Annotated in this window: 14 protein-coding genes; 5 read left to right on the top strand and 9 right to left on the bottom strand. The window is 63.8% G+C overall.

The annotated features are described in order from the left end of the window. The 4 genes from CF68_RS35310 to CF68_RS35295 form a co-directional block, all read right to left on the bottom strand. The coding region (locus CF68_RS35310; protein WP_035828365.1) for a LysR family transcriptional regulator at positions 1–906 on the bottom strand (906 nt) is incomplete at its 3' end. Positions 907–967: 61 nt separating this feature from the next. Next, positions 968–1,444, bottom strand: a complete 477-nt coding sequence (locus CF68_RS35305; protein ID WP_051591837.1) for a DoxX family protein — start codon at positions 1,442–1,444, stop codon at positions 968–970. Positions 1,445–1,482: 38 nt separating this feature from the next. Further along, positions 1,483–3,624, bottom strand: coding sequence for a xanthine dehydrogenase family protein molybdopterin-binding subunit (locus CF68_RS35300; RefSeq protein ID WP_035828362.1), 2,142 nt, complete (start codon positions 3,622–3,624; stop codon positions 1,483–1,485). A 10-nt stretch (positions 3,625–3,634) separates the two neighbouring features. Beyond that, the gene (locus CF68_RS35295) at positions 3,635–4,090 is read right to left on the bottom strand and encodes a (2Fe-2S)-binding protein (protein WP_035828360.1); all 456 of its coding nucleotides are present in this window, start codon (positions 4,088–4,090) and stop codon (positions 3,635–3,637) included. A gap of 378 nt (positions 4,091–4,468) precedes the next feature. On the opposite strand from CF68_RS35295, the gene CF68_RS35290 reads away from it, so the two are divergent. From CF68_RS35290 to CF68_RS35280, 3 genes are all read left to right on the top strand, one after another. Beyond that, positions 4,469–6,232 carry an ABC transporter ATP-binding protein/permease gene (locus tag CF68_RS35290; protein WP_035828358.1) on the top strand — a complete coding sequence of 588 codons (1,764 nt, stop codon included), beginning with the start codon at positions 4,469–4,471 and terminating at the stop codon, positions 6,230–6,232. Between the two features lie 85 nt (positions 6,233–6,317). Then, entirely contained in the window at positions 6,318–7,355 is a 1,038-nt protein-coding gene (locus tag CF68_RS35285; protein WP_035828355.1) for a transporter, read from the top strand. Between the two features lie 74 nt (positions 7,356–7,429). Next, on the top strand, positions 7,430–7,912 hold the full coding sequence (locus CF68_RS35280) for a DUF4440 domain-containing protein (RefSeq protein ID WP_035828353.1): 483 nt from the start codon (positions 7,430–7,432) through the stop codon (positions 7,910–7,912). A gap of 78 nt (positions 7,913–7,990) precedes the next feature. Here CF68_RS35280 and phbB read toward each other — a convergent pair whose 3' ends face one another. The 5 genes from phbB to CF68_RS35255 form a co-directional block, all read right to left on the bottom strand. Further along, complete coding sequence (phbB, locus tag CF68_RS35275) at positions 7,991–8,734, bottom strand: acetoacetyl-CoA reductase (RefSeq protein WP_035828351.1); 744 nt, start codon at positions 8,732–8,734, stop codon at positions 7,991–7,993. A 267-nt stretch (positions 8,735–9,001) separates the two neighbouring features. Next, the gene (phaP3, locus tag CF68_RS35270; RefSeq protein ID WP_035828348.1) at positions 9,002–9,559 is read right to left on the bottom strand and encodes a TIGR01841 family phasin PhaP3; all 558 of its coding nucleotides are present in this window, start codon (positions 9,557–9,559) and stop codon (positions 9,002–9,004) included. Between the two features lie 369 nt (positions 9,560–9,928). Continuing rightward, on the bottom strand, positions 9,929–12,205 hold the full coding sequence (locus CF68_RS35265; protein ID WP_084187613.1) for a copper-translocating P-type ATPase: 2,277 nt from the start codon (positions 12,203–12,205) through the stop codon (positions 9,929–9,931). Between the two features lie 256 nt (positions 12,206–12,461). Beyond that, positions 12,462–12,905, bottom strand: a complete 444-nt coding sequence (locus CF68_RS39040) for a CzcE family metal-binding protein (protein ID WP_035828344.1) — start codon at positions 12,903–12,905, stop codon at positions 12,462–12,464. 212 nt (positions 12,906–13,117) lie between these two features. Continuing rightward, positions 13,118–13,555: a YciI family protein gene (locus CF68_RS35255; RefSeq protein ID WP_035828342.1), complete on the bottom strand. Its 438-nt coding sequence runs from the start codon at positions 13,553–13,555 to the stop codon at positions 13,118–13,120. Between the two features lie 150 nt (positions 13,556–13,705). On the opposite strand from CF68_RS35255, the gene CF68_RS35250 reads away from it, so the two are divergent. Beyond that, on the top strand, positions 13,706–14,071 hold the full coding sequence (locus tag CF68_RS35250; protein WP_035828339.1) for a helix-turn-helix transcriptional regulator: 366 nt from the start codon (positions 13,706–13,708) through the stop codon (positions 14,069–14,071). Positions 14,072–14,311: 240 nt separating this feature from the next. Beyond that, complete coding sequence (gene arsH / locus CF68_RS35245) at positions 14,312–15,031, top strand: arsenical resistance protein ArsH (RefSeq protein ID WP_051591836.1); 720 nt, start codon at positions 14,312–14,314, stop codon at positions 15,029–15,031. Positions 15,032–15,125 lie beyond the last annotated feature (94 nt).

Raw genomic sequence — 15,125 nt, 5'->3', positions numbered from 1 at the left:
CCGGAGCGGCCCGAACCGCTCCACGTACAACCCCGCCACCCAATCGACAAACACCCGCACCCGCGGCGCCAGCTGCCGGTGGAACGGATACAGCGCTGACACCGGCAAATCCGGGCAGGGCCAGGCCTCAAGCACCGGCACCAGCCGTCCCGCGCGCAGGTGCTCTGCCACGCGGAAGCGCGGCACCTGGATCAGGCCGCAGCCGGCCAGGGCCGCGCTGGTATAGCACTCGGCATCGCTCACCGAGATCCAGCCGCGCGCCTTGAACTCCTGCACCTCACCATCGACGGTCAGCGTGAAGGGATAACGGTGGTCATGGCTGCGCGAGAAGAACCCCACGCCGATATGTTGCGCCAGTTCCGACGGGTGTTGCGGCGTGCCGTGCGCGGCCAGGTATCCGGGGCTGGCGCACAGCACCTCCGGCATATCCGCCAGCCGCCGGGCCACCAGCGAGGAATCGCGCGGCCGGCCGGCACGCACCACGCAATCGATGCCCTCCCCGACCAGGTCGACCAGCCGGTCGCCGCTGCTGACGATCAGGTCGATATGCGGATAGCGCTCCCGGAACTCGCCGATGCGCGGCAGGATGATCATGGTGGCGTGGGTGCCATGCAGGTCCAGCCGCAGCGAGCCGCGCGGGTTGGCCACCTGCGTGCTGAGCGAGGTCTCGGCGTCTTCCAGGTCCTGCAGCACGCGCTTGCTGCGCTCATAGAACGCCTGGCCGTCCAGCGTGGGGCGTACCTGGCGCGTGGTGCGCTCCAGCAGGCGCGCGCCGACGCGGGCCTCAAGTTCCTTGATGGCGTGCGTGGCGGTGGCACGTGGCATGTCCAACGCGCTGGCGGCGCCGGTGAAGGAGCCCAGTTCCACGATCCGGGTAAAGAGTTGCAGCGCGTCGAAGCGGTCCATGCGGGGGGCCTGTCATAGCGGAACGGTCACCCCCGGATTGGAATCAGGTTCGGCGCCCGCGTCAAGCCCGCCGGCGGCCATCCACGGACCACGCCCCCGCGCCGCGCACCATGATCAGCGCCACCACCGCCAGCAGCACCAGCGGATACTCCATGCCGCGGTCGATCCACGCGAAATGCTGGCGATGGATATAGCCGATCACCGCCATCTGCGCCGTCATCAGCGCAGCCACCGGGCGGGTCAGCAGCCCCGCCACCAGCATCGCGCCGCCGATCGTCTCGAGCAGCGCCACCGCCAGCGCGATCTGCGGCGCCATCGGCAGGTGCAGTACGTTGGCGATCAGGTTGGTCGCCCCCGCCATCGGGTTGGCCATCGAGCCATGGCTGGTGCCAAGCAGCTTGGGCAGGCCGTGCGTCATCATGACGACGCCGAACACGGCGCGCAGCAGCGCGTACGCCAGCGGTTCAAGGCGGGCCAGGCGCAGCGACAGCGCAGAAGGCAGCGCGGCGGCGTGCAGGTCAGGTGAAAGCTGGGTCATCGGGGGTTCCTGGTTGCAAAGTCGGGAAAGCATGCGAGTCAGGCCTGGCGTAGTTGCAGCGGCAATGCGCGCAGCCGCTGCCCTGTCAGCCGGAACACGGCATTGGCTACCGCCGGCGCGATCGGCGGCGTGCCGGGTTCGCCCACGCCGCCGGGCGCATCGGTGCTGGCAACGATATGCACCTCGATGCGCGGCATCTCGGGCATGCGCAGTACCGGGTAGTCATGGAAGTTGGAGGGCTGGGCCGCGCCCGCCTTCAGCGCGATGTTGCCGTACAGTGCCGCGCTCAGCCCGTAGGCGATCGCGCCTTCCATCTGCGCGCGGATATTGTCGGGATTGACGGCAATACCGCAGTCGATCGCGCACACCACGCGATGCACGCGGATGGCGCCGTTGCTGACCGAGACTTCCACCGCCTGCGCGCAGAAGCTGCCAAACGAGGCATGCACCGCCAGCCCATGGCCGCGGCCCCGTGGCGGCCTGCTTCCCCAGCCGAACTTGTCGGCAGCAAGGTCGAGTACGCGCAAATGGCGCGGGTCGTCCTTCAGCAGCAGCAGCCGGTATGCCAGCGGATCCTTGCCCGCTGCGCGCGCAAGCTCATCGACCATGCTTTCTATCACGAAACCGCTGTGGCTGTGCCCGACCGAGCGCCAGTACCAGACCGGCACGCTGGTGCGCGGCGAATGCGCTTCGACGCGATGCGCCGGGCAACGCGTGACGTAAGGCGAATCGGCCACGCCTTCAACCGAGGTCTTGTGCACGCCTGCCGTATCCGGATGGATCGACTGCCCGGCAAGGCCATGGCGCCACGCCACCGGCACGCCTGCGCGATCCAGCCCCACCCGTACGCGATGCACGAAGGCCGATCGGTAGTAGCCGCCGCGCATATCGTCCTCACGCGACCACACCGTCTTGACCGCCGCGCCCGCCGCCCTGGCCACGTGCACGGCTTCGCCGATAAAGTCCTGCACCGCGCGGCGCCCGAAGCCGCCGCCGAGGAAGGTGGTATGGATGCGCACCTGCTCCGGCGCAAGGCCCGCCGCCTGCGCGGCCGTGCGCTGCGCCAGTGTCTGCATCTGCATGCCGACCCAGACGTCGCAGCCCCCCGCATCGATGCGCACAGTGCAGTTCAGCGGCTCCATCGCCGCGTGCGCCAGGTAGGGCACGCGGTACTCGTGCTCCACAACCCGCGCCGCGCGCTGCATCGCGGCGGCCACATCACCGGCCTGCGCTGCAACGGGCCCGGGCGCGCCCGCCAGCCGGGCGAAATCCTGGAACAGCCGCTCACTGTCGGGCGCCATCTCCGTGGTTGCCTCCCATTCGATCTTTAGCGCTTCCCGGCCCTGTCTTGCGGCCCAGTAGTGATCGGCGACCACAGCGATGCCGCTGGGGACCTGCACCACCTGGCGCACACCGCGGACCGCCCGAGCCGCTCCGGCGTCGAAACTACGCACTCGTGCGCCGAACGATGGTGCGCGCGCTACCACTGCGGTCAGCAGCCCGTCGAACTGCACGTCCATGCCGAAGCGGGCGCGCCCGGTCAGCTTGGGGAGGTTGTCGAGCCGGCGCGCGCCCTTGCCGATCAAACGCCAGTTGCCCGGCGGCTTCAGCGCCAGCGCGGCCATATCGGGCACTGCAAGTCGCCCTGCTTCGTCGGCCAGTTCGCCATAGCGCAGACGTTGCGTGCCACTGACGACCGCGCCGTTCTCTGTATGCAGGCTCGCGGCCGGCACCTGGAGCCGTTGCGCGGCGGCCTGCAGCAGCATCGCCCGCGCCGCCGCGCCGGCCTGCCGGTAGCGCATGAATTCGGTGCGGATGCTGGAGGAACCGACGGTCGCCTGCATGCCGCCGATGGCGCTGTTGCCATACGCCGGGGCTGCGGGTGCGTGTTCCACACGGATGCGCGACCAGTCGGCGTCAAGCTCCTCGGCAATCAGCAGCGGCAGCGTGGTCCATACGCCCTGCCCCATTTCAGAATGGGCCAGCAGCACGGTCACGCTGTCATCGGCGCCGATGCGCAGGAAGGCATTGGGCGCGAAGGTCGTAGCGGGCTCTGCCGCCTGGGCCTCCGGAAGGCGCCGCGCCACCGGCACGGCAAATCCGATCACCAGGCCGCCGCCAAGCACGGCACCTGCCGCAAGGAACCTGCGGCGCGATTCGCTGGACAAGGGTTTCACCATCGTCCCTCCCTCAGCGAGCGGCCAGCTCGGCGGCGCGATGCACGGCCGCGCGGATGCGCTGGTAGGTGCCGCAGCGGCAGATATTGCCGGCCATGGCTTGGTCGATCTGGGCGTCGGTAGGCTTGCGGCTCTGCGCCAGCAGCGCGGCCGCCGACATGATCTGGCCGGACTGACAGTAGCCGCACTGGACCACGTCCAGCTCTGCCCAGGCCATCTGCACCGGGTGGCTGCCGTCCGGCGACAAACCCTCGATGGTGGTGATTTTCTTGCCGGCGGCGGCCGACACGGGCAGCACGCAGCTGCGCTGCGGCGTGCCGTCCACATGCAAGGTGCAGGCGCCGCACTGCGCCATGCCGCAACCGAACTTGGTGCCCGTCAGGCCCACCAGGTCGCGCAGCACCCACAGCAGCGGCATATTGGGATCGGCGTCGACGTCGTGATCCGTTCCGTTGATTGTCAGCCTCATCGTCGGCTCCTTGAAACAGTCTGCCGGCCGGCGCCGGCGGACCTGTCGTGCCGCGCGCCTTGAACCTGTGGCCGATTCTGCCCATGGCGGTCGGCCTCCACAATCCGTTGTGGATTGGCAGGACTATTCAAAGACCCCCAACAATGGGGTGTTGCTGTCAGGCTGATCAAAATGAAGAACCCATGGGGAAGCCACGGGTGGCGCTGACCGTTCCTTGCGTCTCAAGGGCAAGCCGTTTCGTCCGGCCAGGGGCACGAATCAGTCAGGCATCGATTCTGCTGGCCTATATTTCATGAATAGTCTTCTGCCGTTCTCCCGCGTGTCCCGTGGCGGGCCATGTGGCGAGTATGCAATCCGGTTAGTGCTGGGAGATGGGATATGAGCGCCGTTCCTGAGTCGCGGGTCACCGGCACCACTTCGGCCCCAGGGAAACGTCCCGTCACTTCCACCCGGCACGTCTGGACCCGATACTGGGCCATTGCAAAACTCTACTGGCTGTCGCGGGAAAAATGGAAAGCCTCCGGCTTGCTGGTCCTGCTGATCCTGCTGCTGTTGGGCCAGACCCAGACCGAGGTCCTGATCGTCCAGCAAACCGGTGAATTCACCTCGGCCCTGGCCGCGCAAGACGCGGATCGTTTCTGGGCCTCGATCAGGAAGTGTCTCTATATCCTGATGGTGGCAGTTCCCATCTACGCGGTTTATTACTACCTGAGGAACAAGCTGGGACTGCTCTGGAGACGCTGGCTGACCAATCACTATCTGGACGGGTATTTCAAGGGCCGGGTCTACTACAAGCTCAATTCAGATGCCGCGATCGACAATCCGGACCAGCGCATCGCCGAAGACATCAATACCTTCACGCGGCAATCCCTGTTCTTCCTTTCAATCGGCATCGGCGCGCTGCTGCAGCTCATCGCCTTCAGCGCCGTGCTGTGGTCGATCTCAAGAGAGCTGGTCTACTTTCTTGTCATCTATGCCATTGCTGGCACCTTCATCTCCATCTTCTTCTTCGGCCGCGTCCTGATCGGCCTGAACTTCTTCCAGCTAAAGCGGGAAGCGGATTTCCGCTTCAGCCTGATCCGGGTGCGTGAGAACGCCGAGTCCATCGCGTTCTACCGGGGCGAAGCGCTGGAGTCATCCCATGTGAGCGGCCGTTTTGGCAAGGCCTTCCAGAACTTCGACCGGCTCATCAAGTGGCAGCTGGGCCTGAACATGTTCCAGTATGCCTATGGCTTCCTGACTATCCTGCTGCCCAGCGCCATTGTCGCTTCACGCGTGCTTTCCGGCGAGCTTGAAGTCGGCAGCGCCATCCAGGCGGCCGGCGCGTTCGCCGCCATCCTGAACGCGCTGACCGTGATCGTTGACAACTTTGAAGACCTGAGCCGGTTCGTGGCAGGCCTGGATCGGCTGGACACATTCTCCATCTCGCTGACCGGGACGGCAGCAACCTCCGTGAAGCCGGCCACCACGATCGAGTCCATCCATGACTCCCGCCTGGCGCTGGAACATGTCACCTTGCGCACGCCGAATCAGGAGCGAACGCTGGTCACCGACCTGACGCTGTCGGTCAACCCGGGAGAGGGCCTGCTTATCGTCGGCGCCAGCGGCGGCGGCAAGAGTTCCCTGATGCGCGCGATTGCGGGATTGTGGAACAACGGCACGGGGTGCATCGTGCGGCCAATGCCGCAGGAAATGCTGTTCCTGCCGCAACATCCCTACATGGTGGTCGGCAGCCTGCGCAGCCAGTTGCTGTACCCGAACCACATTGGCCAGCGGATCCCCGACGAGGAGCTTCTGAAGTTGCTGGAAACGGTCAACCTGAAGGACATCGCTGGCCGCTTTGGCGGCCTGGACACGGAAGTGGACTGGGGGAAGGTCCTGTCCCTTGGCGAGCAACAGCGGCTGACCATCGCCCGCGTACTGCTCTCAAAACCGCGCTATGTCATGCTGGACGAAGCGACCAGTGCCCTGGATATCAGCAATGAGGAAGGCATGTACCAGTTGCTGGCCGACATGCGGACGACGCTTGTCAGCGTCAGCCACCGGCCCACGCTGCTGAAATTCCACCACCAGGTCCTGGAGCTGCCCGGGAACGGAAAGTGGTGGCTGCATCCGACCAGGGACTATCGCTTTGGCTGGTAGCTGTCCGGCCGCCTTGTAGCGCCCCCAACTATCATCGTGCTGTGCTAACGTCGCGCAAGGCACATTTGATGTGGAGGGCGTTTGCATGCAAGCGGGCATTGTCGAGGCCGGCTATGGGTCGGACCCGGTCGGTCTGGTCAGCGGTTTCCTGTTCGAACCCGGCGGGCCGGTGCGCGAGATTGATTCCCGTGCCGCGGCGGCATGGCTGCAGCAGATGCCGTCAGAACCGCCGGACGCCGCGCACCATCGCCCCTTCCTGTGGCTGCACTTCAACCTGTCGCACAGCGCATGCGAACGCTGGATGAAAGGCCAGCTGGCCCTGCCTGACGAATTCTTCGAGGCCCTGCGGCAGGGATCGCGCTCGACGCGGATCGAGCGCCTCGACGCCGCCCTGCTGGCCGTGGTCAACGACGTGATCTACAACTTCGGCGTCACCTCGACGGACATCTCCACGCTGTGGGCCCATGCCGACCACCGCTTGCTGGTGACGGCCCGCGCCAAGCCCCTGCGCTCCGTTGACCGGCTGCGCGAGGCGGTGCGGCGCGCCGAGGCCTTCCGCTCGCCACTGGACCTTGTGGTGCACCTGTTGCGTGACCAGGCCGACGTGCTGGTGCAGATCGTGCGCGAGACCGGCGTGAACGTCGACCAGATCGAGGACCAGTTGCTGTCGCAGCGCCTGCAAGGCAACCGCGCCGACCTGGGTTCGATGCGGCGCGGGCTGGTGCGGCTGCAACGGCTGCTGGCGCCCGAGCCCGGCGCCCTGTTCCGGCTGCTGAACCGGCCGCCGGCATGGCTGCAGGAGTCGGACTTGCAGGAGTTGCGTGAATCGACCGAAGAATTCTCGCTGGTGCTCAACGATCTGGCCGCGCTGGTCGAACGCATCAAGCTGTTGCAGGAAGAAATTGCCGCCAAACTCAACGAGCAAACGAACCGCACGTTGTTCACGCTGACGCTGGTGACCGTACTGGCGCTCCCGATCAACATCGTGGCCGGCTTTTTCGGCATGAACGTGGGCGGCATTCCGCTGGCCGAACACCCGCACGGCTTCTGGGTACTGGTGGCATTGGTGGCCAGCTTCACGGTGCTGGCCGGGCGCTGGGCATTCCGCAAGCAAGCGGGGTAGGTAACGCATGCGGGATGTACCATACTTCAGGCAGTGTCCCCTGGCTCTCAATCCCTAACCTGAGGAACCCTGTCATGAAGCTATTTCGCATTGCTGCCTTGGCGTTCGTGCTTGCAGGTTGCGCCATGAACCAGGGCACGCCAGGCACTGCGCAGGCGTCGCGCACAGAAAGCTGCAAGGTGACGTCGGAGCAAGAGATTGCGGCGTTATTTGATCGATGGAACCGGTCACTGCAGACAGGCGATCCGCGCAAGGTGGTGGCCAACTATGCGGAACGGTCCATTCTTCTGCCGACGGTATCCAACAAGCCCCGCTTGACCGTCGCGGAGAAAGAGGACTATTTCCATCACTTCCTGCAAAACGGTCCATCCGGGAAGATCGACTTCCGCAGCATTGAGCTGGGATGCAATTCCGCCGTGGATGCCGGGCTCTACACCTTCACCTTCGCACGGACGGGAACCGTGGTGAAGGCCCGCTATACCTACACCTATCACTGGGATGGCAAGCAATGGCTGATTACAAGCCACCACTCGTCGGCCATGCCGGAGAAGACGTAACTGAGGCATAAGCCTCAGTTACCCGGGGGCGGGGGCCCGCAGCCGCGCATTCACCTGGCGGCGCCTGGCCCGGCGCCCTTACTGCATGTGCTGCCCGCCGTTGATGGCGATATTGGACCCGGTCACGTAGGCCGCTTCCTCCGAGCACAGGTAGGCAACCAGTGCGGCGACTTCTTCCGGCTTGCCGACACGGCCGACCGGAATCTGCGGCAGGATCTTGGTCTCCATGATTTCCTTGGGCACGGCGTTGACCATCTTGGTGGCAAGGTAGCCCGGAGAGACGGTGTTGACGGTCACGCCCTTCCTAGCCACTTCCAGCGCCAGCGACTTGGTGAAGCCGTGCATCCCGGCCTTGGCGGCGGCATAGTTGGTCTGGCCGAAGGCGCCCTTGGATGCGTTGACCGACGAGATATTGATGATGCGTCCCCAGCCGCGTTCGACCATGCCTTCGCAAAGCGGCTTGGTGAGGTTGAACACCGAGTCGAGATTGGTCCGCATCACGGCATCCCAGTTCGGCTTGTCCATCTTCTTGAAGGCCATGTCGCGGGTAATGCCGGCGTTGTTCACCAGGATATCCACGCGGCCTACGTCAGCCAGGATCTGCGCCGCGCAAGCCTGGCAGGCATCGTAGTCGGATACATCCACCTCGTAGGCACGCATCTCGCGGCCGCTGGCGGCCATCGCGGCAAGCCAGTCCTGGGCGGTCGCATTGCCCGGCGAGTGCGTCACCACCACCGCATAGCCTGCGTCGTGCAACTTGATGCTGATGGCTTCTCCCAGCCCACCCATACCACCTGTTACCAGTGCAATTCTCTTCATCATGCTGCCTGCTTCATTCTCGTAGAGTTGAAAGACCCCTGCCTTGCCGGGACGGGCTTTTGCCCTGACTATCCCGAGCACATTCCCGTTGCCCTGGCGCGAACAAAGCGAGGGCGAGCCGGGCCGGATGATTCCGGTCCCAGTTTGTATGTTGATGCGGGAAGATTGGCGTCGCAGTGCTGCAAGCCAGGAGAGCTGATGCCCCTGGCCTGCAAGCCCGCGATCTCTGTTCAGCGCGCTGGCCTGGCCTGCATGGCCAGCCGCACGCCGTTACTGCTTGGAAGCGCGGGGCGCCGCCTGCTGTGCCGCGCCTGAGGCAACTGCGGCAGTCTTGGCAAAGTTGGCCTTGGCGACTTCAGCCGTCTGCTTGGCGGCGTCCTGGAAGGATTGAAAGGTGTTGCTGGCGGCCGCTACGCTCGATTGCAGCAGCGCGGTGATCGCTTCAGACCCGGCCGGCGCGTTCTTCACGAAGGTGTCGACGAAGGCTTGCACATTGCGGTTGTGCTGTTCGTACTGGCCTTCGACTGCCTTGGTCAGTTCCACCTGCGTGTTCGAAGCGATTTCGTACACATGGCGTGCATACGCGACCGCCTTCTCCGCGGCGGGCTGGGCCAGATTGCTTTGCACGGCGAACACGTCACGCAGGTCCTTTCCGGCCAGCACCGCTTCGACATTGCCCTGGCCTTCGGCAAGCGTCGTCCTGACTGCCTGCAGGTTCAACTCGGTCAACTTCTGGAAGCCGTCAAAAGCCATGTTCGTCAGCGCGAACAGTTGGTTCAGACTGGACTTTTGCACTGCAGCAAATTGCTCGGGCATAAAAGGGGACATGCGAAATCTCCTGTGGATTGATCGAAACGGATTCGCGCAACAATGCTGCAAAGTGAATCCGCCACGGTATGGCTTCCGGATTGGCAGCGCCACCAATCCTGCAGCGCACCATCCGAGTGCGAATCCTAGAGGCTTTCCTCTAATTTTATCCCTAGGGATATACCCAAAAAGTCTTTAAAACATGACAATAAAAGTGCCTCATAAGGCTCTAAAATTACATGTGCTTACGTTGAAATGTTGCGGTGCATGACGCGTGTGGGGCGCACCTCACCCCGGACACTTGAAACGGATCGCCGAATACAACGAGAGGGAGACACGGAAATGGGATCGCGGCAACAGGATCGTGGCGCCCCGAGCTGACGGCACGCCTCACGTAGCAGCCCTCCTGAGCCGCAACGCATTGGTAATGACCGAGGCAGAACTCAGGCTCATCGCCAGCGCCGCAATCATGGGCGACAACAACAGGCCTGTCATTGGATACAGAACGCCCGCCGCCAGCGGAACGCCCAAGGCGTTATATATGAACGCAAAACCGAGGTTCTGCTTCATGTTCCGAATGGTCGCTTGCGAGAGTTTCCGGGCACGGTCAATGCCGCGCAAATCCCCTTTGACCAGCGTGACCTGAGCGCTGTTCATCGCGACATCAGTGCCCGTGCCCATGGCAATACCGACGTCCGCCTTCGCCAGCGCCGGCGCATCATTGATGCCGTCGCCCGCCATGGCCACCACCGCGCCTGCCTGTTGCAGGGAACTGACAAGTTCAAGCTTGTCCGCCGGCTTCACCTCGCCGTGGAACTCGTCAATGGCGAGTTTCCCGGCCACCGCCTTTGCCGTTGCAATGCCGTCGCCGGTCGCCATCACGACACGGATACCTTCTTCCCTGAGGTGTGCCAGCGCCTCCGGCGTGGTGGCCTTGACCGGATCCGAGACGGCGAGCAGGCCAGCAAGCCTGCCTTCGACGGCGAGATACATGACGCTGGCGCCTTGCACACGCAGCGCATCAGCCTGCGCCACGAGCCGATCGATGGGAACGCCTTCAGCTTCCATGAGCGCCGTGTTTCCGATCGCGACCTTCCTGCCGCCCAGCTCGCCTCTTACCCCGATCCCGGAGCTCGACTCAAAGCGCTCCGGCTTTTCCAACTGCAGGCCGCGCTCACGGGCTGCTTCAACAATCGCGGCAGCCAGAGGATGTTCGCTACCCTGATCCAGGCTGGCAGCTAACCGCAGCACGTCCTCCTCGGCATAGCCATTGGTGCCGATCGCGCGCTCAAAAACCGGCCGACCCTCGGTGAGCGTCCCGGTCTTGTCGACAATCAGGGTATCGACCTTGCGCAGGTTCTCGATTGCAGCGGCGTCGCGGAACAGCACGCCGTTGGAAGCGCCCTTCCCGCTTGCGACCATGATGGACATCGGCGTGGCGAGACCCAGCGCGCACGGACATGCGATGATCAACACCGCGACCGCATTGATCAGGCCGAACACCCAGCTCGGCTCGGGGCCGAAGAGTCCCCACGCGACAAAGGTCAGCACCGCAATGCCGATGACACCGAGGACGAAGGCGCCGGCAACCTTGTCGGCCATCCGCTGCATCGGTGCCTTCGATCGCTGCGCTTGCGCCACCATCTGGACAATCTGGGACAGCACGGTCTGGGAGCCGACCTTTTCGGATTGGATGACGAGGCTGCCCGACGTGTTCATCGTGGCGCCGATGACGCGGTCGCCGACGCGCTTGGTGGTCGGAATGGGCTCGCCGGTTATCATCGATTCGTCGATCGCGCTGGTGCCTTCCGTTACCACGCCATCGACCGGCACCTTCTCGCCGGGCCGCACGCGCAGCAGGTCGCCCACGTGGACATGGGTGAGCGGCACGTCCTCTTCGGCTCCGTCGGGACCGATGCGCCTCGCCGTCTTGGGCGCCAGTCCCAGCAGCGACTTGATGGCGGCGGAAGTCTGGGAACGGGCCTTGAGTTCAAGCAACTGACCCAGCAGCGTGAGGGAAATGATCACCGCCGCTGCCTCGAAGTAGACACCGATACGGCCATGCTCGGCGAACACCTGCGGAAATGCGCCAGGCATGACGGTCGCAATGACGCTGTAGACATAGGCCGCACCTGTGCCGATTCCGATCAGCGTCCACATGTTCGGACTACGGTTGACGATCGACTGGAAACACCGCACGAAGAACGGCCAGCCCGCCCACAGCACCACAGGCGTCGCCAGCGCAAGCTCGACCCAGCTCTGGGTCGACACCTCCATCCAGCCAAGGCGATGCCCGAACATGGCCATGACGAACACCACACCAGTGAGCGGTAGCGTCCACCAGAAGCGGTGACGAAAATCCACCAGCTCGGGGTTCTCGCCTTCATCCAGTTCCGGCAACAACGGTTCCAGCGCCATGCCGCACTTGGGGCAGTTGCCCGGGTAATCCTGGCGGATCTCCGGGTGCATGGGACAGGTATAAATCGTTCCCTCGGCAGCTGGCTGCGCCGCCCCGGCGCCAGTGCCAGCCTGTTCATCAACATGGTCATGGTGATGCGCATGCTCGTGATGATGACCCGGACCGGACTGGTCCTGAGCCCAGGTATGTGCGCCGGCGCTGTGGCGGCCAGGCTCGGTTGCATCGCGTTCGTTGCTTGTCCTGTTCATCCTGGCTGCTTCCTTCAGTTGTTGGGCCGGGCATCCACTGCGTCATCCGGCGTGCCTTTTACCTTCATGACACGCTCATGACGCGAAGATGACGGTCATTCGCGGTGGGACGTCCATGTCACGCCTGATGACGCCAGCTTAGAGGTTCCCATCGTTGGAAGGTCAAGGGCTCGGTGGCAGGACTGTTCTCAAAGGCCAATGCGCCTGGGTCCAGGATCAGTTGGCCGCCAATGAGAAGTCGCCTTCAGGGGCGAGGTCAGCCGCCGGTAAAGAGATGACTACGGTCGATATAGACGCGTACACCTTGAGCATTCGGCACGCCCGGCAAGAGGACACCCAGGTCTACGTTCGTTCCGCGAATCGATTCGGCAAACTTCCACGTTGCCTCCTGCTCGCCACTCCGGAACGTCACGGTATCGCCGGACGCAACGTTGACGTACTTCATGCCGGGGGTCACCGCCACGGTGCGGGAAGCTGTTCCTGCAGCGACCTGGCTGCCAAAAATGGCGGCCTGCGAACCGACACGCGTTGCACTTACCTGCGCTGCTGCCGGAGCTGCCGCGGGTTCTGCGGCCTGGCGCTGGACATGCCGCGCCACGTCGTCGCCGGCGTTGGTCTTCGACTTGTCGGTGCTCCATGCTGTGGAGATGGACAACGCCGAAAGAGCCAGCGCGACGGCCACGGACTTGTTGGTTTTCATGGTGCACTCCATTGAGTTCCGAGGCATCGACCTCTTGAATCAATGGTATGAGGCTATCTCTCACCGGGGCGTTACGCAGCCATTACATACCGGTAAGCTGTCGTGTCACTAGTCGGGCGGCTGAAATTGGCCGGCAAGCGGTCATTGGTCAGCGTTGGGCCCACGGTGCAACCGCCTCGCCCTGAGCGCTCTCCACGCATGTTGGGTTCGCCTCAGCGCGCCTTGTTCGCAAGACCTTCGACTTCAGCGCGCAGCCGCTCTTCCTGCTCCCGCAGTTCTGGCGTGAGTTCAGCACCGAAGTCCTCGACCTCGAACAGCGGGCGAATTTCGATTTCGGACTCGCTTTCCATGGGATTGGGGCAGCGCCTGACCCATTCGACAGCCTCATCCATTGACTCGACTTGCCACAACCAGAATCCGGCAACGAGTTCGTTGGTCTGCGGGAACGGCCCGTCCGTCACAGTCCGCTGATCGCCCGAAAAGCGCACCCGCTTTCCCCTTGCGCTAGGGTGCAAGCCCTCGCCCGCAAGCATGACGCCCGCCTTGACGAGTTCTTCATTGAACTTGCCCATTGCCGCAAGCAACTCCGTGCTTGGCATCTTGCCGCTTTCTGATTCGCTCGTGGCCTTCACCATCACCATGACACGCATTGTGGTTCTCCTTGAAGGAATCGTTGGCGCCACAAGACCCCGAAGCGGGAGCCGCGGCGGCGGGCGCCGGCACCAGGATCCAATCAGAATAGTTGAATTCGGCAGCACCTGACTTGCGCGGGCCGTGCCAGTACCTCTACAGTTCGAACAATGAAGAATGAAACCGCCGTAGCCGCGCTCGCTGCACTTGCCCAGGATTCCCGATTGGCGATCTTCCGCTTGCTGGTCCAGGCCGGCCCGGACGGCGTCAGCGCGGGCCGGATCCGCGAAGCGCTGGGTGTGGCACCCGCGACGCTGTCCTTCCATCTGAAAGAACTGGTCCACGCGGGTCTCATCAAGAACACGCAGGAAGGCAAATTCGTGATCTACCGGGCGCAATTCGAGACGATGAACGCGCTCATTGCCTTCCTGACGGAACATTGCTGCCAAGGCAATCCGCAGGGCTGCGGCGTGCCGGATGTGGCATGCAAGCCGGCGGCCACCAAACGCCGCGGTGCCTCGACCGAAGCGGCCTGAGGTAGCCGCCTGAACATTCACGGTCGCAGAGGCCGCCCTGGAACTAGCTGGACTCCAAACGTCGCGGCGGATCGGCACCGCGAATGCAATAAGCGCTTCCATGGCCGCCACGCCTTCCACAGTGGCGTCGCGCAGTTTCCTTCCGCTTCTCCCAATGCGAAGAACCCCGTGCTATTGCGGGCGAAGCCACAAGACTATATTTCGATAATTGTAGTATTATCGAAATAAAAAGGAGTCACGATGACTGATACGCTTCCCAATATCTCCCCATCACAGTTCCACGCCGTCTCCAAGGAACGCCTGTCGCAGCCGCTTTCCGGACATGCCCCTCGCATTCTGCTGCTCTATGGCTCGCTGCGCGAGCGTTCCTACAGCCGGCTGCTGGTCGAAGAAGCCGCGCGCATCCTGCGCGCACTGGGCGCCGAAACCCGGATATTCGACCCGCGCGGGCTACCGCTGCCGGATGCGACGGCAGCAGATCACCCCAAGGTGGCTGAGCTGCGCAAGCTCTCGGAATGGTCGGAAGGCCAGGTCTGGTGCAGCCCGGAACGCCATGGCGCCATCACCGGGGTGATCAAGTCGCAAATCGACTGGCTGCCCCTGGAGAGTGCAGGGATCCGGCCGACACAAGGGCGGACGCTGGCTGTGATGCAGGTTTCCGGCGGATCCCAGTCGTTCAACTCGGTCAATACGCTGCGGCTGCTCGGCCGCTGGATGCGGATGGTCACCATCCCGAACCAATCGTCAGTGCCCAAGGCATACGAGGAGTTCGACGAGGCCGGCCGCATGAAGCCATCGTCCTATTACGACCGCGTGGTGGACGTGATGGAGGAACTCTACAAATTCACGCTGTTGCTGCGCGACAAGTCCGACTACCTGACCGATCGCTACAGCGAGCGCAAGGAAGCGGCAGAGAAAGCCGCAAAGCGCGATCTCGCCACGGAATCGCAGACTGCCTGACCGCCGAGAGCTCTGGACGGCCGTCCAGAGCAGCTTGCGCCGAGGGCCCTTGCCGGACACAGCAGGAGCCTGTCAGATTTCTTGTGTGTTGAGG

It is taken from the genome of Cupriavidus sp. SK-4, from assembly GCF_000611125.1.
GTDB classification, from domain to species: domain Bacteria; phylum Pseudomonadota; class Gammaproteobacteria; order Burkholderiales; family Burkholderiaceae; genus Cupriavidus; species Cupriavidus necator.
The sequence above is the reverse complement of the archived record's forward strand: the minus strand, read 5'-3'. Positions and strand labels throughout refer to the sequence as shown.

Excerpts from the sequence above, each read along its gene's own strand:
- CF68_RS35300 (WP_035828362.1), bottom strand. The coding sequence starts at position 3,624 with ATGGTGAAACCCTTGTCCAGCGAATCGCGCCGCAGGTTCCTTGCGGCA.
- CF68_RS35255 (WP_035828342.1), bottom strand. The coding sequence starts at position 13,555 with ATGCGTGTCATGGTGATGGTGAAGGCCACGAGCGAATCAGAAAGCGGC.
- CF68_RS35280 (WP_035828353.1), top strand. The coding sequence starts at position 7,430 with ATGAAGCTATTTCGCATTGCTGCCTTGGCGTTCGTGCTTGCAGGTTGC.
- CF68_RS35305 (WP_051591837.1), bottom strand. The coding sequence starts at position 1,444 with ATGACCCAGCTTTCACCTGACCTGCACGCCGCCGCGCTGCCTTCTGCG.
- CF68_RS35285 (WP_035828355.1), top strand. The coding sequence starts at position 6,318 with ATGCAAGCGGGCATTGTCGAGGCCGGCTATGGGTCGGACCCGGTCGGT.
- phaP3 (WP_035828348.1), bottom strand. The coding sequence starts at position 9,559 with ATGTCCCCTTTTATGCCCGAGCAATTTGCTGCAGTGCAAAAGTCCAGT.
- CF68_RS35250 (WP_035828339.1), top strand. The coding sequence starts at position 13,706 with ATGAAGAATGAAACCGCCGTAGCCGCGCTCGCTGCACTTGCCCAGGAT.
- CF68_RS35295 (WP_035828360.1), bottom strand. The coding sequence starts at position 4,090 with ATGAGGCTGACAATCAACGGAACGGATCACGACGTCGACGCCGATCCC.
- CF68_RS35290 (WP_035828358.1), top strand. The coding sequence starts at position 4,469 with ATGAGCGCCGTTCCTGAGTCGCGGGTCACCGGCACCACTTCGGCCCCA.
- CF68_RS39040 (WP_035828344.1), bottom strand. The coding sequence starts at position 12,905 with ATGAAAACCAACAAGTCCGTGGCCGTCGCGCTGGCTCTTTCGGCGTTG.
- phbB (WP_035828351.1), bottom strand. The coding sequence starts at position 8,734 with ATGATGAAGAGAATTGCACTGGTAACAGGTGGTATGGGTGGGCTGGGA.
- arsH (WP_051591836.1), top strand. The coding sequence starts at position 14,312 with ATGACTGATACGCTTCCCAATATCTCCCCATCACAGTTCCACGCCGTC.
- CF68_RS35265 (WP_084187613.1), bottom strand. The coding sequence starts at position 12,205 with ATGAACAGGACAAGCAACGAACGCGATGCAACCGAGCCTGGCCGCCAC.